We start from the raw sequence: 23,964 nt of genomic DNA on the forward strand, positions 1-23,964 counted from the left end.
CCGGAAGACTCGCCGCACATTGATGCTATTAAGGCTGGAACAGGCCGACACCAATTTCATTTTCTTTACGTGTACGGGCAATGACCGAGGCCGGGCTCTCTACGACGCGCAGCCCCATTTGCTCTTCGGTTCGTACGACTACGCCCCGTAACGAGTTCGGATAGACATCAACAATCTCAACATCGACAAATTTACCGATCATCTCCGGCGTTCCTTCGAAGTTCACCACACGGTTATTTTCGGTGCGTCCGGAAAGTTCCATCACATTCTTACGCGAAGTGCCTTCGACCAGAATACGCTGAACTGTGCCGAGCATCCGGCGGCTCCAGGCCATTGCTTGCTGGTTGATGCGGTCCTGCAAAATATAGAGACGCTGTTTTTTCTCTTCTTCGCTCACATCATCCGGCAAGTCAGCGGCGGGCGTACCGGGGCGTGCCGAGTAAATAAAACTGAAGCTCATATCAAAGTTGACGTCGGCTATCAGTTTCATGGTTTGCTCGAAATCTGCCTGGGTTTCACCCGGGAAGCCGATAATAAAGTCAGAGCTGATCTGGATATTCGGGCGAGCGGCAATCAGTTTACGAATAATTGCTTTGTACTCTAACGCAGTATGCGCACGCTTCATTAGCGTCAGGATCCGATCGGCGCCGCTTTGCACCGGCAGGTGCAGGAAGCTGACCAGTTCCGGCGTATCGCGATAGACCTCAACAATATCATCAGTAAACTCGATCGGATGGCTAGTGGTGAAGCGGATGCGATCAATACCATCAATCGCCGCCACTAAACGCAATAGCTCGGCAAAGGTGCAGATACTGCCATCGTAGGTGGCGCCGCGGTAAGCATTAACGTTCTGCCCAAGCAGGTTAACTTCACGCACACCCTGAGCCGCCAGTTGAGCAATCTCAAACAGAATATCGTCGCAAGGGCGGCTAACTTCTTCGCCACGGGTATAAGGCACCACGCAGAAGGTGCAGTATTTATTACAACCTTCCATGATCGAAACAAATGCGGTTGGGCCATCGGCACGGGGTTCCGGCAGGCGATCAAACTTTTCGATTTCCGGGAAGCTAATATCGACTACCGGACTTTTTGAGCCACGTACCGTATTAATCATCTCGGGCAGGCGGTGCAGGGTCTGCGGGCCGAAGACAATATCAACATAATTGGCGCGCTGACGAATATGGTCCCCTTCCTGTGACGCTACGCAGCCGCCGACACCGATGATCAGTTCGGGGTTTTTCTCCTTCAACGTGCGCCAGCGACCGAGCTGGTGGAACACCTTTTCCTGCGCCTTTTCGCGAATAGAGCATGTGTTGAGCAACAGAATATCAGCTTCCTCCGCGACCTCGGTCAGCGTAAAGCCGTGTGTGCTCTCCAGCAGGTCGGCCATCTTTGATGAATCATATTCATTCATCTGACAGCCCCAGGTTTTGATATGCAGTTTTTTAGTCATCGAACTTGCCATTAATCAGTGCAGGAAGGATTGCAGGGCGCGTATTGTAATGCTTTGCTGCTGTTGTGACCAGTGTAGCGGCTTTTCTGTTTTCCGGTACACTTGAGCGCATCACATTCGTTGCCCCGACGGAGCCCGGGGCAGGGCATAGAAGGATAATAACATGCATGAAACGCATTTTGACGTTGTTGTTGTCGGCGGCGGGATGGTGGGCGCAGCGCTAGCCAGTGGGTTAACACAACAGGGTTTTCAGGTGGCGGTGTTGGAGCGCGAGCAGCCAACGGCGTTTGACGCCGACAGTCTGCCAGACATCCGCATCTCGGCCATTGGCTGCGCGTCGGTTGATTTGCTTAAACAACTGGAGGTGTGGTCAGCGGTAACCGCGATGCGTTGCGCGCCATACCGGCGGCTGGAAACTTGGGAGTGGGAAACCGCGCGCGTGCAGTTTGATGCCGCATCGTTAGGGTTACCTGAACTGGGTTATATGGTCGAAAACTCGGTGTTGCAACAGGCGCTGTGGCAGCGTCTGCAGCAGCAATCTGTGGCGCTGTTCTGCCCGGCGCAATTGGCCGCGCTCAAACCACACGCTTCCGGCTGGACGCTAACGTTGAGCGATGGCAAGGAGTTGACCAGCCGTTTGGTGGTGGGAGCCGATGGCGCCAACTCGCAAATTCGCCAATTATCGGGCATTGGTATTCATGGCTGGAATTATGCGCAATCTTGCATGTTGGTTACTGTCCGCACCGAACAGGCGGCGGGCGATACGACCTGGCAGCAGTTTACGCCAGCCGGTCCGCGCGCCTTTTTGCCTCTGTTCGATAATTTGGCTTCGCTGGTGTGGTATGACAACCCGGCACGCATACGCCAACTTCAGGCGTTACCGTTAGCGCAACTGCAAAAAGAGATTCAGGCACACTTTCCGCCGCGTCTGGGGCGTTTTACGGCGCTGAATGCCGCTTCCTTCCCGTTAGTGCGGCGCCATGCCACACGCTATGTGTTACCGGGATTAGCGCTGGTCGGCGACGCCGCGCATACCATTAATCCGTTGGCCGGGCAGGGCGTAAATTTAGGTTACCGTGACGTGGATGCGTTGATTGAGGTGTTGGCGCAGGCCCGGGAAGCGGCGGAAGAGTGGTCTTCCGAACGGGTGCTGGAGCGTTATCAGCGCCGGCGTCAGAGAGATAATCTGCTGATGCAAAGCGGCATGGACCTGTTTTATTTCGCCTTTAGTAATCAGTTAGGGCCGTTAAAGATAGTGCGTAACCTGGGATTGATCGCGGCGGAACATGCCGGCGTATTGAAGCGCCAGGCGCTGCGTTATGCGTTAGGGTTATGAGCTATTAAGAACGACATACGGGTAAAGCCGCAAGGCGTTACCCGTGCGTGGTGAGGAATAGGCTTCGGCGATAAACACAAAAAAGCCCGCATTGAGCGGGCTTTCCGATGTATCTGGCTGGGGTACAGGGATTCGAACCCCGGATGGCGGAATCAGAATCCGCTGCCTTACCGCTTGGCGATACCCCAATAGAGTACGAATAACATCGTTAAATTTGGCTGGGGTACAGGGATTCGAACCCCGGATGGCGGAATCAGAATCCGCTGCCTTACCGCTTGGCGATACCCCAAGAAAATGGTGGCTACGACGGGAATCGAACCTGTGACCCCAGCATTATGAGTGCTGTGCTCTAACCAGCTGAGCTACGTAGCCAAATTGTATTGCGTAATTCTGATTATGGCTGGGGTACCTGGATTCGAACCAGGGAATGCCGGTATCAAAAACCGGTGCCTTACCGCTTGGCGATACCCCAATATTCGCATCACATTCACTGCGATAAATCAGAAAGGTGGCTGGGGTACCTGGATTCGAACCAGGGAATGCCGGTATCAAAAACCGGTGCCTTACCGCTTGGCGATACCCCATCCGTGCATAACCTATGAAGAAATGGTGCGGGAGGCGAGACTTGAACTCGCACACCTTGCGGCGCCAGAACCTAAATCTGGTGCGTCTACCAATTTCGCCACTCCCGCAAAAAGATGGTGGCTACGACGGGAATCGAACCTGTGACCCCAGCATTATGAGTGCTGTGCTCTAACCAGCTGAGCTACGTAGCCATCTTTTTTCGCGCTACCTTCATCGGCGTTGCGGGGCGCATTATGCGGAGTTGACCCAAAAGCGTCAACTAGTTTTTTCCCGTTTTTAGCCATCCATGTCTCGTTTGTTTGGCTTGTAACCAGCATGGCGATAAAAGCGTCAATTTTCGATCGTAACAGAGGATGGCGACAAATAAAAACGGGCCATGTTTGGCCCGCTTTAACCGGATAAACAGCAGGTTATTTATAGGCGGATTGGTGAACGCCTACCGCACGACCCGATGGATCATCCATGCTTTTAAACGTTTCATCCCACTCGATGGCCTTCGCCGATGAACAGGCAACGGACGGCCCGCCTGGCACACACTCTGCTGCGCTCGGGAGTGGGAATAACTGTTCGAAAATCTCGCGGTAGAGATACGCTTCTTTCGACGCCGGTGTGTTGTACGGGAAGCGGAAATGCGCGGTCTGCAACTGTTGATCGGTAACCTGCTTCGCCGCCACCTCTTTTAGCGTATCGATCCAACTGTAGCCCACGCCATCGGAGAACTGCTCTTTCTGCCGCCATGCAACGCTTTCTGGCAGGTAAGAGGAGAAACATTCACGCAGGATATGTTTTTCCATTTTCCCGTTGCTGCCACACATTTTGTCCTGCGGATTAATGCGCATCGCCACATCAAGGAATTTTTTATCAAGGAATGGCACACGTGCTTCAACGCCCCACGCCGACATGGCTTTGTTAGCACGGGCGCAGTCATACATATGTAATGCCAGCAATTTACGCACGTTCTCTTCATGAAACTCTTTGGCGTTCGGCGCTTTATGGAAATAGAGATAACCGCCAAAGACCTCATCCGCACCTTCGCCGGACAACACCATCTTAATCCCCATCGCTTTGATCTTACGCGACATGAGATACATCGGCGTTGAGGCGCGGATGGTGGTGACGTCATAAGTTTCGATGTGGTAAATCACATCGCGGATCGCATCCAACCCTTCCTGCACGGTAAAGTGGATTTCATGATGCACCGTGCCCAAATGGTCGGCGACCGCTTTGGCGGCTTTCAAGTCGGGAGAGCCTTCCAAACCGACCGCGAACGAGTGGAGCTGCGGCCACCAGGCTTCGCTTTTATCCTGATCTTCAATACGTTTCGAGGCAAAACGTTTGGTGACGGCGGAAATAATCGATGAGTCCAGACCGCCGGACAACAATACGCCGTAAGGTACATCTGACATTAAGTGGCTTTTTACCGACTCTTCCAGTGCGTTTTTCAGCGCGGCGGCATCGGTGGTGTTATGTTCCACGCTGGCATAATCCATCCAGTCACGCTGCCAGTAGCGACGAATTTCACCCTCGGTGCTCGACAGGTAACTTCCCGGCGGGAATTCTTTAATGGTGCGACAAACCGGCACCAGCGCTTTCATTTCGGAGGCGACGAACAGGTTACCGTGCTCATCATTCCCCATATACAACGGAATAATACCAATATGATCGCGACCGATTAGCCAGGTTTTTTTCACGCTATCGTACAGAATGAACGCGAACATCCCTTGCAGGTCATCAAGAAAATCGAGCCCTTTCTCCTGATACAACGCCAGGATAACTTCACAGTCGGAATCGGTCTGGAAAGCGTAGCGATCGCCTAATTCGGCACGCAGTGCCTGATGGTTATAAATTTCACCGTTAACCGCCAATACATGGGTATGGTCTGCGTTGTACAGCGGCTGTGCGCCGTTATTGACGTCAACAATTGACAGGCGCTCATGGGCGAGAATGGCGTGATCGTCAGCATAAATGCCGGACCAATCCGGGCCGCGATGACGCATCAGGCGGGAAAGCTCCAGCGCTTTCTTACGCAATTCTGTCGAATCGGTTTTCAGATCCAATACACCAAAAATAGAACACATAACGAACTCCCTAACGGCTCACCTTATCGGCGGTGTTTTTTTAACGGATGTTGAGTTAGCAACGCTCTCGCTGCGTGATGTATAAGAAAATGCGCTATTTGGTGGTTTCAATGCAAGTAATTTAGCCTTTTTATGAGAAATAGTTTGTTGATGCGGCTTGATATTTGATGATTATTCATTTTTATGGCGTTTAAATTATGGGATCGGCAAAATTATGGAAAAATCGGACAAAAAAACAGCAGGGTAGAGGGATAAAAAAGCCCGGCGTGGCCGGGCGGAGGGTTAGAGGATATCAATATCGGCGACCGAGGGATAAATCCAACTGGGTCGAAAAGGCATCGCATCAATATCGCTCAGAGTGGACACGCCTGACAGCACCAAAATGGTTTCCAGCCCGGCCTGAAAACCGGCGAAAATATCGGTGCGTAAGTTATCGCCAATGATCACCGTCTCTTCGGAGTGGGCCTGCATTTTATTTAACGCCGCGCGAATAATCAGCGGGCTGGGTTTACCAACGTAAAAAGGTTTACGCCCGGAAACCTTTTCGATACCCGCGCACAGCGCGCCGCAGGCGGGATAGAAGCCGCGCGCATGTGTATCCGGGTTGGTAGCGATAAAACGTGCGCCGTTGGCGACGAAAAAAGCCGCCTTATGCATCATGTCCCAATTAAAAGAGCGCGTTTCACCCACAATCACGAAATCAGGATTGATATCGGTAATCGTGAACCCCGCTTTATACAGCTCATGAATCAACGCGCCTTCACCAATAACATAGGCCTTTTTCCCCTCCTGACGGCGCAGAAAATCGGCGGTCGCCATCGCTGAGGTGTAAAACACGCTATCAGGTACTTCAATACCGGCTGAGAGAAAGCGGTTAGCTAAATCTTGCGACGTTTGTGATGGGTAGTTGGTCAAAATGACTAACGGCGTGCCCTTTTCCAGTAAGCGGTGCAGAAACGCATCGGCGCCGGGAACGGCGGTATTATCGTGCATCAGCACGCCATCAATATCGCAAATTACGTTTTTTAAGCTCATAGGTATATCCAGCAGGGCCAGCACAGACGCCGACCAGAAATTACTCTTCCAGAAGATGTTGCAGAAGGATGCCATTTAGCATAGCGCGTTTTGCCAGGGCAAAAGCGCCAATCGCCGAACGGTGATCAAGTTCTGAGCGCACCACCGGCAAGTTTTTACGAAAGGCTTTTAATACTTGCGTGTTAATGCAGCCTTCAATTGCCGGTAGCAGGACTTTATCCGCTTCGGTAATTTCACCGGCAATCACCACTTTTTGTGGGTTGAAGAGGTTAATCGCAATCGCAATCGCTTTGCCGAGATAACGCCCAACGTACTCGATGACCTCGCAAGCTAACGGGTCGCCGCGATTGGCTGCCTTACAAATGAGCTGAATCTGACAATCATCCAGCGTTAATGCACTGGGATAGCCTTGAGTAAGAAGATGCCGCACGCGGTTTTCAATGGCGCTATTCGCGGCGATAGTTTCCAGGCAACCAAAATTGCCGCAGTGGCAACGCTCGCCCAAAGGATCGACCTGAATATGACCGATTTCGCCCACATTGCCGTTGCTACCGAGGAAAATATGACCGTTGGCGATAATCCCGGCGCCGGTACCGCGATGCAAGCGCACCAGAATGGAGTCGGCACAATCACGGGATGCACCGAAATAGTGCTCTGCCAGCGCCAGGCTACGAATATCGTGACCGACAAAACTGGTCACGTTAAAGCGTTTTTCCAGGTTGGCGACTAACGGCCAACTGCTGACATTAATATGCGGCATATAGCGAATTACACCGTTATTCGGATCAACCAATCCCGGCAAAATCACCGAGATGGCAATTAATTCGCGTAATTTACGTTGATGCGCTTCGCTAAAATGCGTAATGGCATTAAACAGGGCATTTTCCAGCGTCTCTTGCGTCCGTTCAGGCAAGGGATAATGCTCTTCGGCTAGCGCTTTCCCGCTGAGATCAAATAGGGTTAAGGTGGCGTCATTGCGCCCAAGGCGGACACCGATAGTATTAAAACCACGGGTCTCGGTGATAATTGAAATAGCGCGGCGACCTCCGGTCGACGCCTGTTGGTCGACCTCTTTGATCAAACCGCGCTCAATCAGTTGGCGGGTAATTTTTGTGACGCTGGCGGGCGCAAGCTGGCTCAACTCGGCTATCTGGATACGCGAAATCGGCCCCTGCTGGTCGATAAGCCGGTATACGGCTGCGCTATTCAGTTGTTTGACGAGATCGACGTTTCCTATTTGTGCCTGGCCACCAGTGGTCATTCAATGTTTACTCGCTGAGGACTTCGTCACCATTAACGATAGTCTTAATCACATGATAATCGCGGGTAAAGACAGTCAGATTCGCGACTTTTCCTGCTTCAATCGAACCTAATTGTTTCTCCACGCCTATTGCCCGGGCCGGATAAAGCGTTGCCATCCGCAATGTTTCATCCAGTGCGATGCCGACATGTTCGACGCAATTACGTACCGCTTCAATCATGGTCAATGCGGAACCGCTTAGCGTTCCGTTTTCATCTACACATAGCCCATCACGATAGTATATTGTTTTACCGGCGAAAATGAACTGTTCAATATTCGCGCCTGCCGGTGCTGTCGCATCCGTGACCAGAACCAGTTTTTCACCTTTCACTTTTTTCGCGGTGCGGATGTTACCGTAATTCACATGCAGGCCGTCGGCAATAATACCGCTATAAACATCCGGTGAGTCAAATAACGCGCCGGTCAGACCCGGTTCACGTCCGGTAATGGTCGACATGGCATTGTAGAGATGCGTTGAGAATGAGATCCCGGCGGTAATCCCTGCTTTCCCTTGCTGGTAAGTAGCGTTGGAATGCCCGGCAGAAACCACAATACCGGCCGCTTTTAGGCGGCGAATAATGGCGTGATCGACATTTTCCGGCGCCAGCGTAATTTTGCAAATCACATCGGCGTTTTCGCACAAAAAGTCGACCAGCGCCGGATCGGGTTTACGGATCAGCGCCGGGTCATGCGTTCCTTTCTTCTCAACGCTCAGCCACGGCCCTTCAAGGTGCAGGCCCAATGCCTGATGCTTATTCTGCGCCAGGTAAGCGCGCATCACTTCTACCGCGCGTTTCATTAACACGTCGGTACTGGTGATAAGTGTGGGTAAGAAATTAGTACAGCCCGATTTCTCGTTGGCTTTTTGCATGATGTTGATGGTTTCGACGCTAATGGCTTCGATATCATCATTGAATTGCACGCCGCCGCAGCCGTTTAGCTGTAGGTCAATAAAGCCGGGAGCGATAACTGCGCCTCCCACATCGCGCATCTCGATCCCCGCCGGAACGTCAGCCAGCGGACAAATGCGTTCGATCAGGCCATCAGCAATAACAACGGCATGATTATCTAAGATTTCATGACCGGTAAATAGACGGCCATTGGTAAGTGCGTACATGATTAATGTTCTCCCGGCTCTAAGGGGCGAATGGCTCGCCCGGTAACGCTTCGGTCTGTCAATTAAGCAGGCTTAAAGGCCTTTCACGTTTTCCGCTTCCATTTCGCGGAAATATTTCACCGTTTTAACTTTCAGTTCCATGGTTGCTGGTTCATCACAAACCACCACCGCTTTGGCATGCAATTGCAGACAGCTAATGGTCCACATATGGTTGACGTTGCCTTCAACCGCAGCCTGCAGTGCCTGCGCTTTAACATGGCCGGTCACCAGAATCATTACTTCTTCCGCATCCAGCAACGTACCAACGCCGACGGTTAAGGCATATTTAGGCACTTGATCCACGTCGCCATCGAAGAAGCGGGAGTTCGCCACACGCGTATCATGCGTGAGGGTTTTAATACGGGTGCGGGAAGCCAGTGAAGACGCCGGTTCGTTAAACGCGATATGACCATCGTTACCTACGCCGCCCATAAACAGGTGAATTTTTCCGTAGGCGCGGATTTTCTCTTCGTATTGACGGCATTCTGCATCAATATCCGGTGCATTACCGTTCAGTAAGTTGATGTTTTGCGGCTGAATATCTACATGATCAAAGAAATTACGGTACATAAAGCTATGGTAGCTTTCCGGATGTTCTTTCGGTAGACCGACATATTCATCCATGTTGAACGTGACAACATGCTTAAAGCTAACCTGGCCCGCTTTGTGCATCTCAATCAGGTGCTTGTAGGCTTCCAGTGGCGTACCGCCGGTTGGCAAACCGAGAACAAAAGGGCGTTCGGCTGTAGGTTTAAAGGCATTGATGCGATTAACGATGTGGCGTGCGGCCCATTTCCCCACCTGAGCGGGAGTAGCTAAAGGAATCAGTCTCATGTTTCACCTCGTTTAAGCAGAAATTAAAAGCAGGTTAAAGACGGCTTTCAGTTGTTACACAAGCGCAATGCGACTTCATCACCACAACAGAGGAAAAATCCGCCTTGATATTTTAGATCATAAAATAAGTTTGTGACGATAGCCAGAACCGCGTGAGAGATGAAGCGGATTTTGGTGATAAAAGTCACATATACAAAGGTTTTAATTTGCGAAGCGAATTAATTTCTTTTTACACTTCGCATTGTGGTGTGTACTGTCATCAAGTTATCTGAAGATTGTGATAATAAAACGAAACAGCTTCAGGCGCCTTAGCGGGCTATATAGGGGGAAAAGGTGAATATTCTTAGCTATTTACAAAAGGTGGGCCGCGCACTAATGGTGCCGGTGGCAACACTGCCTGCCGCAGCAATCTTAATGGGTGTGGGATACTGGATTGACCCGGACAGTTGGGGCGCGGGTAACGCGTTAGCCGCGCTATTTATCAAATCGGGTTCGGCTATCATTGATAACATGTCGGTTCTGTTCGCCATCGGCGTCGCGTACGGCATGTCGAAAGATAAAGATGGCGCTGCCGCATTAACCGGCTTTGTCGGCTTCCTGGTGGTGACGACGTTGTGTTCGCCTGCCGCGGTGGCGATGATTCAAAAAATGCCGGTTGAGCAGGTTCCTGCCGCCTTCGGTAAAATCAACAACCAGTTCGTCGGGATTCTGGTCGGTATCCTTTCCGCTGAAGTATACAATCGTTTCAGCCACGTAGAATTACCGAAAGCGCTCTCCTTCTTTAGCGGGCGTCGCTTGGTTCCTATCCTCGTCTCTTTCCTAATGATCCTGGTGGCGTTTATCCTGATGTATGTCTGGCCGGTCATTTTTGGCGGGCTGGTCAGTTTTGGCGAACACATTCAGAAACTGGGTTCAGTGGGCGCGGGGATCTACGCCTTCTTTAACCGTTTGTTGATTCCGGTTGGTCTGCACCACGCGCTGAACTCTGTATTCTGGTTCGACGTGGCAGGAATTAACGATATTCCTAACTTCCTTGGCGGCGCGCAATCAATCGAAGCCGGTAAAGGCATTGTGGGGATTACCGGTCGTTATCAGGCGGGCTTCTTCCCGATTATGATGTTCGGTCTGCCAGGCGCTGCGTTGGCGATTTATCAATGCGCCCGTCCGGAAAACCGTGCCAAAGTCGCAGGTATTATGATGGCTGCCGCTTTCGCCGCCTTCTTTACCGGGATTACTGAGCCGCTTGAGTTCTCCTTTATGTTTGTGGCGCCGGTTCTGTATGTCATCCATGCTTTCCTGACCGGAGTATCGGTATTTATCGCTGCCAGCATGCATTGGATTGCCGGTTTCGGTTTCAGCGCCGGTTTGGTCGACTTGGTGCTCTCCTCGCGCAACCCGTTGGCGACCCATTGGTATATGCTGATCCCGCAAGGTATCGTCTTCTTCTTCCTCTACTATGTGGTGTTCCGTTTCACCATCACGAAATTCAATTTGATGACGCCGGGACGTGAACTGGCGGTCTCCGGTGATGAAAGTGATGGTTATGACGTTAACGTAGATACCACCGGTGACAGCAAGGAAACCGCTACCGAAACACTGGCACGTCGTTATATCAGCGCGGTTGGCGGTTCCGATAATCTGACCAATATTGATGCCTGTATTACGCGTCTGCGTCTGAATGTAAAAGATGCCGCTGCGGTTAATGAAGGCGTTGCTAAGCGTCTTGGCGCCTCAGGCGTGATTCGTCTGAATAAACAAAGCGTGCAGATTATTGTTGGTACCCAAGCGGAATCTATTGCCTCGGCAATGAAAATTGTATTGGCAAAAGGGCCCGTCGCTGCGGCTTCAACGACCGCCGCGCCTGTCGCTGCGCCAGCGCAACCCCAGGCGGTTCCCAACGCTGCCAAAGGCATTATTGCTACGCTGGTTGCGCCGGTGACCGGGGAAGTGGTGGCTATTGAGAATGTGCCAGATGAGGCATTTGCCAGCAAAGCTGTGGGCGACGGTCTGGCGATCCAGCCTACCGATAAAACCGTGGTGGCGCCGATTGCCGGTACAGTGGTGAAAATTTTCAATACGAATCACGCGTTCTGTCTGGAAACCGAAAACGGTATTGAGATAGTGGTCCATATGGGGCTGGATACCGTGGCGCTGGAAGGTAAAGGCTTTAAACGCTTAGTCGAAGAGGGGGCGAAAGTCTCCGCAGGCCAGGCAGTATTGGAAATGGATCTTGATTTCCTGAATGCCAACGCACGTTCAATGATAAGCCCGGTAGTTGTCAGTAATATTGATGACTTCAGCGGGGTCAATCTATTGGCCAGCGGCCATGTAGTGGCTGGCGAAACCAAACTGTACGAAATTAAAGGCTAACTAACGCTTTTCTCGTTAATCATCTTGGGCAGGAAGCGATTCCTGCCCTTTTTTCTGCCTAACCGCTAACAAACGGTTGTTTCCCTTCTCCGCTTTGTGGATCATACTCCGTTATTTCGTGAAACAAATCACCAGACATTCGTGTTGAGGAAATTGAGATGAGTGAGGCTGAAGCCCGCCCAACTAACTTTATTCGTCAGATTATTGACGAAGACTTGGCGAACGGTAAGCATCAGACGGTGCATACGCGTTTTCCACCGGAGCCGAACGGCTATCTGCATATTGGTCATGCTAAATCGATCTGCCTGAATTTTGGCATCGCGCAAGATTACCAGGGGCAGTGCAACCTGCGTTTCGACGATACTAACCCAGTAAAAGAAGATATTGAGTATGTCGAATCCATCAAGCGTGACGTGCAGTGGCTGGGTTTTGAGTGGACTGGCGACATTCATTATTCCTCAGACTATTTCGATCAACTGCATCATTATGCTGTTGAGCTAATCAATAAAGGTCTCGCTTATGTGGACGAACTGACGCCAGAACAGATCCGCGAATATCGCGGTACGCTGACTGCGCCTGGCAAGAACAGCCCATATCGCGATCGCAGTGTTGAAGAGAACCTTGCGCTGTTTGAAAAAATGCGTAACGGCGAGTTTGCCGAGGGCAGCGCCTGCTTACGCGCGAAGATCGATATGGCCTCCAGCTTTATCGTGATGCGCGACCCGGTGTTGTATCGGATTAAGTTTGCCGAGCACCATCAGACCGGTAATAAGTGGTGCATCTATCCGATGTACGATTTTACTCACTGCATTTCCGATGCGCTGGAAGGCATTACTCACTCGCTGTGTACGCTGGAGTTCCAGGATAACCGTCGTTTATACGATTGGGTGCTGGACAATATCACCATTCCGGTTCATCCGCGCCAGTACGAGTTTTCGCGTTTGAATCTTGAGTACGCCATCATGTCGAAGCGTAAGCTGAATCTGTTGGTTAGCGAAAAGATTGTCGAAGGGTGGGACGATCCACGGATGTTGACGGTGTCCGGCTTGCGTCGTCGCGGTTATACCGCCGCGTCAATCCGCGAATTTTGCCGTCGCATCGGCGTGACGAAGCAGGACAACATTGTCGAGATGGCGTCTCTTGAATCTTGTATTCGCGATGATTTGAATGAAAATGCGCCGCGCGCCATGGCGGTGCTTGACCCGCTGAAAGTGGTGATTGAAAACCTGCCCGCCGGGCATGAAGAAATCATTACGATGCCGAACCATCCTAACAAACCGGAGATGGGCACACGCGACGTGCCTTTTAGCCGCGAGATCTATATTGATCGTGCAGATTTCCGTGAAGAGGCGAACAAGCAGTATAAACGCCTGGTGATGGGGAAAGAGGTTCGTCTGCGTAATGCGTATGTCATTAAAGCTGAGCGGGTAGCGAAAGACGAAGCGGGCAATATTACTTGCCTGTACTGCACCTGTGATGTGGATACCTTGAGTAAAGATCCGGCTGATGGTCGTAAAGTGAAAGGGGTTATTCACTGGGTTTCCGCAGAGCATGCGCTACCGGCGGAATTCCGTCTTTACGATCGGCTCTTCAGCGTACCAAATCCGGCCGCCGCTGAGGATTTTCTGGCGACGATTAACCCGGAATCACTGGTCATCCGGCAGGGTTTTGTTGAGCCTGGTATGCGTAATGCCGTGGCCGGAAGCCCGTTCCAGTTTGAACGTGAAGGCTATTTTTGTGCCGATAGCGTGTATTCTTCACCGTCAGCGCTGGTCTTTAACCGCACGGTTGGCTTACGTGATACGTGGGCGAAAATCGGCGCATAAGGCTTTATCCCCCAGCAGTCATAAAAGAGCGGATATTTTCGCTCTTTTTTTATGATTTTTTAAGACGAAAAATAACTCAGTTTTATTTCCCTCCTTGATTCTGCATTTTTGCCAACCATAAACTTTAAACCCCGCTTCCACTATTACGTAGTAACGTTAGTTAATTGATTAACTTGCTAATAATTATGATTTTTATGGTTAATCGCGTTATGTGCGCCCCATCATAAAACTGTGTTAAAAATAGACAATAATATTGATAATTCGCGACGCGAAAAATAGGATTCTGATGAAGATTAGCCGCAAGGGGTGTGGTTAAGCATGGAGCAAAGAGGGATTTTATGGCGAGGTTACAGGGGATACGGAAAACATCAGGGCTGGCGATTATCGGCATTAGCGCTTTCTCCGGGATGTCATGCATGCCGGAGGCGCGGGCAGAGGGGTTTATTGACGATGCGTCGCTCAACGGTGGCATCTACTACTGGCAGCGACAGCGAGAGCGTAAAGATAAGGATCCGGGCAGTAAAGATTACGGTCAATATCAGACCAATCTTCATCATTCGACGTTTAACGGGAGTCTGGACTTTAGTTCCGGTTTTGCCGGTGACTTGGTGGGGCTGGATTTGGCCGCCTTTGGCGCACTTGAGTTGTCTAGTCATGGGCCAGCCGCGCCCAATGAGATTGGTTTTAGCGAATCAAAAACACGGTGGGATGAGCGTTGGCGCGGTGATAAAAACGGCGCCAGCATCTATAAAGCGGCAATAAAATTTCATGTTGGCGACTATTGGCTGCGTGGAGGTTATCTCCAGCCAACCGGTCAAACCTTACTAGCGCCGCACTGGAGCTTTTTACCGGGCAGTTATCGTGGTTTTGAAACCGGCCTGTCACACGATTTTGGCGATGCCGGGGTGCTTTCTCTGTCGTATATGTGGGCGGATGAATATAAAGCGCCGTGGTATCGCAATATGTATAACTTTCGCCAGGCCGACGGGGTAACCGGCATTAGTTATTTGCACTCTATTGGCGCTAAGTATGATTTTGGTCATGACCTGGTGTTGGAAGCGGCATTCGGGCAAGCCGAAAGTTATATGGACCAATATTTCGCGAAAATTTCCAATGCATTCTCACTGGCCGGTCATGATTTGCGTACCAGCTATCAGTTTTACGGCGCACAAGATAAACAACACGGCGGCGTCTCCAACGCTAATGACGTGTATGACGGTTTAGCCTGGTTGCAGGCGTTGACCTTTGGTTATACCCACGGGCCTTTTGATTTCCGGGTGGAAGGAACATGGGTGAAAGCGGAAGGTAATCAGGGGTTTTTTCTGCAACGTATGACGCCAGGCTACGCCACCTCCAACGGTCGGCTGGACATTTGGTGGGATTCACGTTCCGACTGGAATGCAAATGGCGAAAAAGCCGTGTTCGCCGGTGTGTTGTATGACCTGGTAGGCTGGAGCTTGCCGGGCGTGTCGCTAGGCGCTTCGTGGGCATATGGTTGGGGTGCCAAACCCGCCAATAATCCAGGTTATGACCAACATACCCGTTTACGTGAGTCGGCCTGGAACCTGGATTTGCTGTATACGGTGCAGCAAGGCCGCGCTAAAGGCACCCTATTCAAGTTGCACTTTACCCGTTATGACAACCATACCGATATCCCCAGTTGGGGAGGCGGTTACGGCAATATTTTTCAGGACGAAAAGGACGTGAAATTTATGGTCATCGCACCGTTCACGCTGTTTTGATTCACCCGGCGGCCGGAGGGCTGTCTGTAAACCACAACCGGATTAGTGAAATGAAAAAAATATTTCCCCTTGTAATCAGCATGATGTCGCTTTGTGCCTGTGTGCAGAGCGGCCCGGTATCGACCACTGAAACGGTGCCATCAATAGACTATCAGCGTTGTCTGGATGCGGAAAAAATGGGCGGTGGGGATGTGATTGAAACACGCTGCGGCAAACTTCAGCATGAAATAGCACCAACGGATCACGAATAAACAAGGAGTGTCTATGAACAGGTTTACCCCGAGCTTTCTCGCCAGCACGCTGCTGGTGGTAATGGGCAATCACGCCGCGCGAGCGGACCAGCAAGTTGTTGATCAAATCAGTCGCTTCGGCGTGAAATATGCGGTGACGGATAACCACGCCGCGCAGCATGGCGTCGATTGTGCGGCGCTTGGCGCAGATTGGGCTTCCTGTAATCGGGCGACAATTACGCTCACTAATCCGGGGGAGGCGGTAACCAGTAACGATTGGGCTATCTATATGTCCAATGTTCACCAAACGCTTAAAGTCGAAGACGAACGGTTCCGCATGGTACACATTGTCGGGGACTTAACACGTCTCGAACCGACGGATAAATTTACCGGTTTCGCCGCACACGAATCGGTTGAAATCCCAATCGTTAATGAATATTGGCAGCTCTTTATTACCGATATAATGCCGCGCTGGTATGTCACGTCCGGTGAGGCGCAACCGAAAATGATCACCAGTACCGATACTGAAGATTTGACGGCTTTCGTCGCCCCTTTCGGCACGCAGTGGAAACGTACCGTAGAGGATAAAAATGTTCTGATGACAGCAACAAGCCGCTTTGAAAAAAATAGCGACCTCTCTTTACTGACACCGGCATCTTTGCGCGGGCAAATTGTTCCCACGCCAATCCAGGCACAGGTTTTCGCTGAAGATGCCGACCTTTCCGCAGGCATTAAGTTGGATCTATCCGGCTTGCCGGATGCGCAAGCGGAGGCCATCCGGCAACGTTTTCGCCTGTTGGGAATTAAAGAGCAGCCGAATGGCTATCCGATTATCGCTCGAATTAATGCCGGGGCATTAGACAAAGCGGCAAGCGTTTCCGGCGGGTATCGGTTAACTATCGGCAAAGCAAAGGCCGACGTGACAGGGTATGATCGGAGCGGTGTGTTTTATGGTTTGCAGTCTATCCTTTCGCTGCTGCCCGCTAGCGGCGAGGGTAAAATAGCTACGCTTGCGGTAACCGATGCCCCCCGTTTTGCTTATCGCGGCGCGTTTTTAGATGTGGCGAGAAATTTCCATAGCAAAGCGGCGGTGCTGCGTATGCTTGATCAAATGGCTGCGTGGAAAATGAACAAATTCCACTTCCACTTGACCGATGATGAGGGTTGGCGTGTCGAAATCGCTGGGTTACCTGAGTTGACCGGCGTGGGCGCCAGGCGGTGCCATGATCTGAGCGAGCAGCATTGTTTGCTGCCGCAGCTAGGTTCCGGCCCATTTAGCAATAATAACGGTAGCGGTTTTTTTAGCCGTGCCGATTATATTGAAATCGTGAAATATGCCGCGGCGCGTAATATCGAGGTGATTCCGGAAGTGGATATGCCCGCGCACGCGCGTGCGGCGGTGGTTTCAATGGAGGCACGCTATCATCGCCTAATGGAAAAGGGGGACGCCAGTGCAGCGTCGGAATACCGACTGGTCGATCCCACGGATAGTTCCAACACCACCTCGGTGCAATTGTACGATCGCACCAGCTACCTCAATCCTTGTCTCGACTCTTCTCTCCGTTTTACCGATAAAGTCATTAGTGAAATACAGGCGATGCATCTTGCAGCTGGTCAGCCGCTTAAAACCTGGCACTTTGGTGGAGACGAAGCGAAAAATATTCGGCTCGGCGCCGGATATTCCGACCGCGCTAAACCGGTGACGGGAACCGGGCTACGAACGATGGATGAAGAAGATAAGCCATGGGCTAAATCTCTGGCATGTCAAAAATTGATTAGCGAGGGGAAAGTTAGCGATCTGGCGCATCTTCCCAGTTCTTTTGCATTAAAAGTCAGCAAGTTGGTGAAAGCGCACGGTATCGACAGCATGCAGGCCTGGCAGGATGGCCTGAAAGATGCCAAAGATGCAGGCGCTTTTTCTACTGCGCAGGTCAGAGTGAATTTTTGGGACACGCTCTATTGGGGAGGCTTTGACACCGCTAATGATTGGGCAAACAAAGGTTACCAAGTGGTGCTTTCCAACCCGGATTACCTCTATATGGATTTCCCTTCGGAGGTTAACCCGCTAGAGCGCGGTTATTACTGGGGAACGCGTTTTACCGATGAGCGTAAAATGTTCTCCTTCGCACCGAATAATTTGCCGCAAAATGCCGAAACCTCTGTTGATCGCGACGGGAATACGTTTAGTGCAAAATCAGATAAAGCCTGGCTTGGCGCTTATGGTATTTCAGCTCAGTTATGGAGTGAGACGGTGCGCACAGACAGTAATATGGAGTATATGATTTTTCCGCGTCTCTTCACTGCTGCCGAGCGTGGCTGGCATCGGGCATCCTGGGAACAGGATTATCAGGCAGGGAAAGAGTATGTCGGCGGCGAAACGCGTTATGTGGATAGCCAGGCATTACTCACTGACTGGCAGCGTTTTGCCAATCTGTTAGGGCAACGTGAGCTGGCGAAGCTCGATCTTGCCGGCGTGTCTTACCGTCTTCCGGTGCCGGGCGCGCGTATTGTCAACGGCGTTCTCGAAGCGAACCTGGCGCTGCCGGGATTAACGATTGAATACAGCCTGGATGAGGGAAAAAGCTGGCAGCGGTATGACAACGGCTCACGGCCAAATGTGAGCGGGAAAGTTTCAGTTCGCTCCGTCAGCCCGGATGGTAAACGCGTCAGTCGCGTAGAAGCGCTTTAATTAACCACAAAAAAACCGGTGCATCATGGCACCGGTTTTTTATGGCAGAAAACAGATTACTGATCGTGAAGTGTTTCGTCTTCACGGCAATCGCCCAACGCACAATGTCCATAGAGATAAAGACTGTGGTTGGTCAATTTAATGCCATGACGCGTGGCGATCTCACGCTGACGAGATTCGATAGATTCATCACTAAATTCGATGACCTTGCCACAATCCAGGCAAATAAGGTGATCGTGATGATGTTGTTGAGTGAGTTCGAACACGGACTTGCCGCCTTCGAAGTTATGCCGGGTTACGATACCCGCGTCATCAAACTGGTTCAGAACGCGATAAACCGTAGCCAGACCGATCTCTTCGCCCATATCAATCAGGCGCTTATACAAATCTTCCGCACTGACATGATGGCTCTCTGGTTCCTGAAGCACTTCCAGAATCTTCAAGCGAGGAAGCGTGACTTTCAGGCCGGCCTTCTTTAATGCGGTATTGTTGTCAGTCATGCGGATATTGTCCTGTTACTTTGCTAGTCACTATGTGGCTGAAAAGCCCTGAACATCGGTCGACGCTGAATCTAATTGCGTCTCATTATAGAACTGATGAACCGAAATGAAAACAGTAGGGTAAGCGTGAAACCGCTAATGGATGTAAGGAGAAGTATCGCTACGTCCTGAGAAGTTCATGCCTGTATTATGCCGCGTTAACATTTCGCTTAAGCTCATCCTTACCTCTAACAGATGAGAAAGCGGATTGACCGATGGAGATATTCTACAGATCTGAGGCCAAAAGTTACAAATATGTATCTATTATTTCTATAGGAAAAACCACACATTCAATGTGAGCCAGCGCCCACATTGAACGCTTAACGTTACGCTTCGATGATTTCTTTCAAATGAAGCTCGTTAAAAATCTGTTTTACCCACGCGTCAACGCGTTCATTGGTCAATTCAGGCTGACGATCTTCATCAATCGCGAGGCCGAGGAAGTGTTTATCATCCGCCAACCCTTTTGACGCTTCAAAATGGTAACCCTCGGTAGGCCAGTGGCCGACAATTACCGCACCGTTCGGCTCAATAATGTCGCGGATAGTCCCCATCGCGTCACAGAAGTATTCAGCGTAATCCTCCTGATCGCCACAGCCAAACAGCGCGACCAACTTGCCGTTAAAGTCAATTTCTTCAAGCGTTGGGAAGAAATCATCCCAATCACACTGGGCTTCGCCATAATACCAGGTTGGAATACCCAGTAGTAAAATATCAAAGGCTTCAAGATCTTCTTTGCTGCTCTTGGCGATGTCATGCACGTCGGCAACGTCTTTGCCGAGTTGCTTCTGGATCATTTTTGCAATGTTTTCCGTGTTGCCCGTATCGCTGCCAAAGAAAATGCCTACGATTGCCATGAGTTTAATAACCTCTTGAAACTTAAAAATATGGTGATTGCTATTGGTACGCAGTTATCGGCAATAATAGCAGACAGAGCGTGGGCGCGGAACTTGTAAAGCCGCTGCATTTGTCGCTTTGTGCGATTACGCCATCCGGCGGCGGTTATGCGTCGGTAACCTGTAGCTGCGCTAAAATCATCTCTTCAATCAATTCGCTGCGGCTCATATTACGTTGTTCGGCGAGTGAATTTAACGCGTCCACCGCTTCATGATTCATTTTCAGTTCGACACGGCGTAAGCCGCGTACTTTGTCACGCTTTAACTGATTACGCTTATTGATTCGTAGCTGCTCATCACGCGTGAGCGGATTGGTTTTAGGGCGCCCAGGCCGACGTTCATCTGCGAACAAGTCTGGCGTGGTGCGATCCGTTTGTTCTTTTGCCATAGAATAGATAGTGATACTGGCCAGACCGCGCGCCTGTTGTTGCGCGGATTGTGACTAAATGAGCCGGTTTGCTGCCGAAATAAAGGCGGCAAAATTTTAGCGCGCCATCATACCCTGGCAAAAGTCGTTGCGACAAACATTTCACAGTTTCAATAACACTTTGCTATTAAACGGTTAAAAAACGTTGGATGGCGCGCAAAACCGCATCCGGTTTCTCTGCGTGAACCCAGTGACCGGCACCGGCAATAACATGCGCTTTTGCCTGCGGAAACTGGCTTAATAATGCGGAACGGTGGCTATCATCGAGGTAGGGCGAATTGCCGCCGCGGATGAACAGGGCCGGGTGCGGCCAGGCCGGGATCGGTTCCCAACCGGAAAGGCTCGGGTAGTTGTTCCAAAGCGCCGGTACGTTAAAACGCCACTCTCCTTCATGGAAGGACTTCAGTAAAAACTGAATAATCCCTTCTTCTTCTATATGCTCGCGCATTTTCTCTGCCGCCTGACTGCGTGAGGTGATACCCGCCGCCGTTACGGCATTCACGCCCGCAAAGATTGCATCATGGCGACGCGTCTGATAATCCACCGGCGCAATATCAATTAATACCAACTGCTCAAGACGGTCGGGCGCCAGTGCGGTCATCGCCATGGCGATTTTTCCCCCCATTGAGTGACCAATCACCGTTACACGATTGATGCCCTGTTCATCAAGCGTTGCCAACATATCCTGTGCCATTACCGCATAAGACATCTCTTCCGCCCGGCCAGATAAACCGTGGTTACGGACATCCACCTGTATAATGGGGTGTTCAGCTTTTAGCCCACGGGCGATACCGCCAAGGTTATCCAGGCTACCAAACAGACCGTGAATCAATAAAACGGGGGTAGCATCGGCAGGAGATTGTTCAGTTTGCAGGCGAGCATTCAAAATCATGGCAAAGTTCTTACAGTTGTGAGGAAAGCTTAGGTTATCATGGTTTTCACTTGGTCAGCAGCCCGGCATACTGATGGCGGTCGGCGTTTTTTTGCGGCATATTCTGACTTTTGCCGACGGCGGCGACTGATGCTATCGACCTGCTGGATTTAACTTTATAATCCTTATGTTAGAACGCGATCACAATGTGTACCGGTTTTTTTTGTTAATGCCGCAACAGAGTGTGATCGGTTCTGCCACTAGTAATAACCGTACGGATAAAGATGAAAACGATTGAAGTCGACGAAGAGCTCTACCGTTATATTGCCAGCCACACTCAGCATATTGGTGAAAGCGCCTCGGATATTTTGCGCCGGATGCTGAAATTTACCGCCGGCCAAACGATGCCAGCCGCGGCGCCCGGCGCGGCGAATTCCGCAGCTAAACCGTCGGTTGCAGTGAAAAACGAGGTGAATCCGCAAAATAGCGTGCGCGCCGTGCGTGAGTTGCTGCTTTCTGACGAGTATGCGGAACAGAAAAAAGCGGTAAATCGCTTTATGCTGATTTTATCGACTTTATATCGTATCGATCCAAAAGCGTTTGCTGAAGCTACCGCCTCTTTACAAGGGCGCACGCGCGTCTATTTTGCCGGCGATCAGCAGACGTTAGTGCAGAATGGCACCCATACTAAGCCGAAGCATGTTCCCGGCACGCCGTACTGGGTAATTACCAATACCAACACAGGCCGCAAATGCAGCATGATCGAACATATTATGCTGTCAATGCAGTTCCCGCAGGAACTGGCAGACAAGGTTTGCGGCACCATTTAAACCGAAGCGTCAGGGAGAAGCGCCAATGGCCAATCACCCCCGTGCCGGGCAGCCCGCCCGTCAGAGCGATTTAATTAACGTTGCACAGTTAACGTCACAGTATTACGTTCTACAGCCCGATTTGGCGAATGCAGAACATGCGGTGAAGTTTGGCACCTCAGGCCATCGCGGCAGTTCGGCGCGTCACAGTTTCAATGAAACGCACATTCTGGCGATCGCACAGGCGATTGCCGAAGAGCGCAAAAAGAACGGCATTACCGGCCCGTGCTATGTAGGTAAAGACACGCATGCGCTGTCTGAACCGGCGATTATTTCGGTGTTGGAAGTGCTGGCGGCAAACGGCGTGGATGTGATCGTTCAGCAGGATAATGGTTATACGCCAACGCCTGCGATCTCTAACGCAATTCTTGAGCACAATAAGAAAGGGCAGGCACAGGCTGACGGTATTGTGATCACGCCTTCCCATAATCCGCCGGATGATGGCGGGATCAAGTACAATCCGCCGAATGGCGGGCCCGCGGATACTAACGTCACAAAAGTGGTGGAAGACCGTGCGAATCAATTGATCAAGAATGGTCTGCAAGAGGTGAAGCGCCTGACGCTGGATGCGGCGTGGGCCAGCGGCCATATCCGTGAGCAGGATTTGATTCAGCCGTATGTTGAAGGGTTGGCGCAGGTGATCGATATTCCTGCCATTCAAAAAGCAGGTTTGAAGATCGGTGTCGATCCGCTCGGTGGGTCCGGTATTGCTTACTGGCATCGCATCGCAGAATTCTACCAGTTAGATCTCACCATCGTTAATGACGAGGTTGATCAAACCTTCCGCTTTATGCATCTGGACAAAGATGGCGCGATCCGGATGGATTGCTCCTCCGAGTGTGCAATGGCGGGTTTGCTGGCGCTGCGCGACAAGTTTGATCTGGCCTTTGCTAATGATCCGGATTATGACCGTCATGGCATTGTGACGCCGGCAGGGTTGATGAACCCTAACCACTATCTGGCGGTGGCAATTAATTATCTTTTCCAGCATCGTCCGCAGTGGGGCAAAGAGGTTGCGGTAGGGAAAACATTAGTTTCCAGCGCAATGATTGACCGGGTGGTTGAAGATATTGGTCGTAAGCTGGTGGAAGTGCCGGTTGGCTTTAAATGGTTTGTTGACGGGTTGTTTGACGGCAGCTTTGGTTTTGGCGGTGAAGAGAGCGCTGGCGCCTCTTTCCTGCGGTTTGATGGTACGCCATGGTCAACCGATAAAGACGGCATCATCCTCTGTCTGTTGGCTGCGGAAATTACCGCCGTCACCGGTAAAAACCCACAGCAGCACTATGATGAGTTGGCCGCACGGTTTGGCGCGCCAAGTTACAACCGTTTGCAGGCATCGGCCACCTCGGCGCAAAAAGCCGCATTATCAAAACTTTCTCCGGAAATGGTCAGTGCAGATACGCTGGCAGGCGATCCGATTACCGCTCGCTTAACCGCGGCACCGGGTAATGGCGCTTCGATTGGCGGCCTGAAAGTGATGACGAAGAATGGATGGTTTGCCGCGCGTCCGTCAGGTACCGAGGACGCTTACAAGATTTACTGTGAAAGTTTCCTTGGTGCGGAACATCGCGAAAAAATTGAAAAGGAAGCGGTAGAAATCGTCAGTGAAGTGTTGAAAAACGCCTAATTTCAGCACTAACAGCAAATTGAAAGCGTCGAGCGATCGGCGCTTTTTTTATGCGCACGGTTATCCACGTAATAATAATCATTCTCGTTATAATGCCTGCC

18 protein-coding genes and 7 tRNA genes are annotated in these 23,964 nt (G+C 51.0%); 8 read left to right on the forward strand and 17 right to left on the reverse strand.

Annotation, left to right across the window (positions count from 1 at the left end):
* Window positions 1-28: 28 nt before the first annotated feature.
* Window positions 29-1,453, reverse strand: a complete 1,425-nt coding sequence (gene miaB, locus PMPD1_RS07190) for a tRNA (N6-isopentenyl adenosine(37)-C2)-methylthiotransferase MiaB (protein ID WP_173633393.1) — start codon at window positions 1,451-1,453, stop codon at window positions 29-31.
* A gap of 163 nt (window positions 1,454-1,616) precedes the next feature.
* On the opposite strand from miaB, the gene ubiF reads away from it, so the two are divergent.
* The gene (gene ubiF, locus PMPD1_RS07195; RefSeq protein ID WP_173633394.1) at window positions 1,617-2,789 is read left to right on the forward strand and encodes a 3-demethoxyubiquinol 3-hydroxylase; all 1,173 of its coding nucleotides are present in this window, start codon (window positions 1,617-1,619) and stop codon (window positions 2,787-2,789) included.
* A 114-nt stretch (window positions 2,790-2,903) separates the two neighbouring features.
* Here the strand turns inward: ubiF and PMPD1_RS07200 are convergent.
* From PMPD1_RS07200 to nagB, 12 genes are all read right to left on the reverse strand, one after another.
* A tRNA-Gln gene (locus tag PMPD1_RS07200) sits at window positions 2,904-2,977 on the reverse strand.
* A gap of 27 nt (window positions 2,978-3,004) precedes the next feature.
* Window positions 3,005-3,078 (reverse strand) — tRNA-Gln (locus PMPD1_RS07205).
* A 6-nt stretch (window positions 3,079-3,084) separates the two neighbouring features.
* A tRNA-Met gene (locus PMPD1_RS07210) sits at window positions 3,085-3,161 on the reverse strand.
* Between the two features lie 25 nt (window positions 3,162-3,186).
* Window positions 3,187-3,261, reverse strand: a tRNA-Gln gene (locus PMPD1_RS07215).
* Window positions 3,262-3,298: 37 nt separating this feature from the next.
* A tRNA-Gln gene (locus tag PMPD1_RS07220) sits at window positions 3,299-3,373 on the reverse strand.
* Window positions 3,374-3,396: 23 nt separating this feature from the next.
* Window positions 3,397-3,481 (reverse strand) — tRNA-Leu (locus PMPD1_RS07225).
* A gap of 7 nt (window positions 3,482-3,488) precedes the next feature.
* Window positions 3,489-3,565, reverse strand: a tRNA-Met gene (locus PMPD1_RS07230).
* Between the two features lie 219 nt (window positions 3,566-3,784).
* Window positions 3,785-5,452: an asparagine synthase B gene (gene asnB / locus PMPD1_RS07235; RefSeq protein ID WP_173633395.1), complete on the reverse strand. Its 1,668-nt coding sequence runs from the start codon at window positions 5,450-5,452 to the stop codon at window positions 3,785-3,787.
* A 282-nt stretch (window positions 5,453-5,734) separates the two neighbouring features.
* A complete protein-coding gene (locus PMPD1_RS07240; protein ID WP_173633396.1) occupies window positions 5,735-6,487 on the reverse strand; it encodes an HAD-IIA family hydrolase in 753 nt (250 codons plus the stop codon).
* Window positions 6,488-6,527: 40 nt separating this feature from the next.
* The gene (nagC, locus tag PMPD1_RS07245) at window positions 6,528-7,748 is read right to left on the reverse strand and encodes a DNA-binding transcriptional regulator NagC (RefSeq protein ID WP_173633397.1); all 1,221 of its coding nucleotides are present in this window, start codon (window positions 7,746-7,748) and stop codon (window positions 6,528-6,530) included.
* Window positions 7,749-7,755: 7 nt separating this feature from the next.
* Window positions 7,756-8,904, reverse strand: coding sequence for an N-acetylglucosamine-6-phosphate deacetylase (gene nagA, locus PMPD1_RS07250; RefSeq protein ID WP_173633398.1), 1,149 nt, complete (start codon window positions 8,902-8,904; stop codon window positions 7,756-7,758).
* A 72-nt stretch (window positions 8,905-8,976) separates the two neighbouring features.
* Window positions 8,977-9,777 carry a glucosamine-6-phosphate deaminase gene (gene nagB / locus PMPD1_RS07255; RefSeq protein WP_173633399.1) on the reverse strand — a complete coding sequence of 267 codons (801 nt, stop codon included), beginning with the start codon at window positions 9,775-9,777 and terminating at the stop codon, window positions 8,977-8,979.
* Between the two features lie 333 nt (window positions 9,778-10,110).
* On the opposite strand from nagB, the gene nagE reads away from it, so the two are divergent.
* The 5 genes from nagE (at window position 10,111) to PMPD1_RS07280 (ending at window position 18,634) form a co-directional block, all read left to right on the forward strand.
* On the forward strand, window positions 10,111-12,147 hold the full coding sequence (gene nagE / locus PMPD1_RS07260) for an N-acetylglucosamine-specific PTS transporter subunit IIBC (protein WP_173633400.1): 2,037 nt from the start codon (window positions 10,111-10,113) through the stop codon (window positions 12,145-12,147).
* A 158-nt stretch (window positions 12,148-12,305) separates the two neighbouring features.
* The gene (gene glnS, locus PMPD1_RS07265; RefSeq protein WP_173633401.1) at window positions 12,306-13,973 is read left to right on the forward strand and encodes a glutamine--tRNA ligase; all 1,668 of its coding nucleotides are present in this window, start codon (window positions 12,306-12,308) and stop codon (window positions 13,971-13,973) included.
* A gap of 338 nt (window positions 13,974-14,311) precedes the next feature.
* A complete protein-coding gene (gene chiP / locus PMPD1_RS07270) occupies window positions 14,312-15,715 on the forward strand; it encodes a chitoporin ChiP (protein WP_173633402.1) in 1,404 nt (467 codons plus the stop codon).
* Between the two features lie 50 nt (window positions 15,716-15,765).
* Window positions 15,766-15,966 carry a ChiQ/YbfN family lipoprotein gene (gene chiQ / locus PMPD1_RS07275; protein WP_173633403.1) on the forward strand — a complete coding sequence of 67 codons (201 nt, stop codon included), beginning with the start codon at window positions 15,766-15,768 and terminating at the stop codon, window positions 15,964-15,966.
* Window positions 15,967-15,979: 13 nt separating this feature from the next.
* Window positions 15,980-18,634 carry a beta-N-acetylhexosaminidase gene (locus PMPD1_RS07280; protein WP_173633404.1) on the forward strand — a complete coding sequence of 885 codons (2,655 nt, stop codon included), beginning with the start codon at window positions 15,980-15,982 and terminating at the stop codon, window positions 18,632-18,634.
* 56 nt (window positions 18,635-18,690) lie between these two features.
* Here the strand turns inward: PMPD1_RS07280 and fur are convergent, their stop codons facing one another.
* The 4 genes from fur to ybfF all read right to left on the reverse strand — a co-directional run bounded on the left by fur (window position 18,691) and on the right by ybfF (window position 21,388).
* On the reverse strand, window positions 18,691-19,134 hold the full coding sequence (gene fur / locus PMPD1_RS07285) for a ferric iron uptake transcriptional regulator (protein WP_173633405.1): 444 nt from the start codon (window positions 19,132-19,134) through the stop codon (window positions 18,691-18,693).
* Window positions 19,135-19,499: 365 nt separating this feature from the next.
* Entirely contained in the window at window positions 19,500-20,030 is a 531-nt protein-coding gene (fldA, locus tag PMPD1_RS07290; protein WP_173633406.1) for a flavodoxin FldA, read from the reverse strand.
* Window positions 20,031-20,175: 145 nt separating this feature from the next.
* Window positions 20,176-20,457: a LexA regulated protein gene (gene ybfE / locus PMPD1_RS07295; protein ID WP_173633407.1), complete on the reverse strand. Its 282-nt coding sequence runs from the start codon at window positions 20,455-20,457 to the stop codon at window positions 20,176-20,178.
* Between the two features lie 166 nt (window positions 20,458-20,623).
* Window positions 20,624-21,388, reverse strand: coding sequence for an esterase (gene ybfF, locus PMPD1_RS07300; protein WP_173633408.1), 765 nt, complete (start codon window positions 21,386-21,388; stop codon window positions 20,624-20,626).
* Window positions 21,389-21,651: 263 nt separating this feature from the next.
* Between ybfF and seqA the strand changes: the two genes are divergently transcribed.
* On the forward strand, window positions 21,652-22,197 hold the full coding sequence (gene seqA / locus PMPD1_RS07305) for a replication initiation negative regulator SeqA (RefSeq protein WP_173633409.1): 546 nt from the start codon (window positions 21,652-21,654) through the stop codon (window positions 22,195-22,197).
* A gap of 25 nt (window positions 22,198-22,222) precedes the next feature.
* On the forward strand, window positions 22,223-23,863 hold the full coding sequence (pgm, locus tag PMPD1_RS07310; protein WP_173633410.1) for a phosphoglucomutase (alpha-D-glucose-1,6-bisphosphate-dependent): 1,641 nt from the start codon (window positions 22,223-22,225) through the stop codon (window positions 23,861-23,863).
* Window positions 23,864-23,964: the final 101 nt, after the last annotated feature.

It is taken from the genome of Paramixta manurensis, assembly GCF_013285385.1.
In the GTDB taxonomy this organism is placed as follows: Bacteria; Pseudomonadota; Gammaproteobacteria; order Enterobacterales; family Enterobacteriaceae; genus Paramixta; species Paramixta manurensis.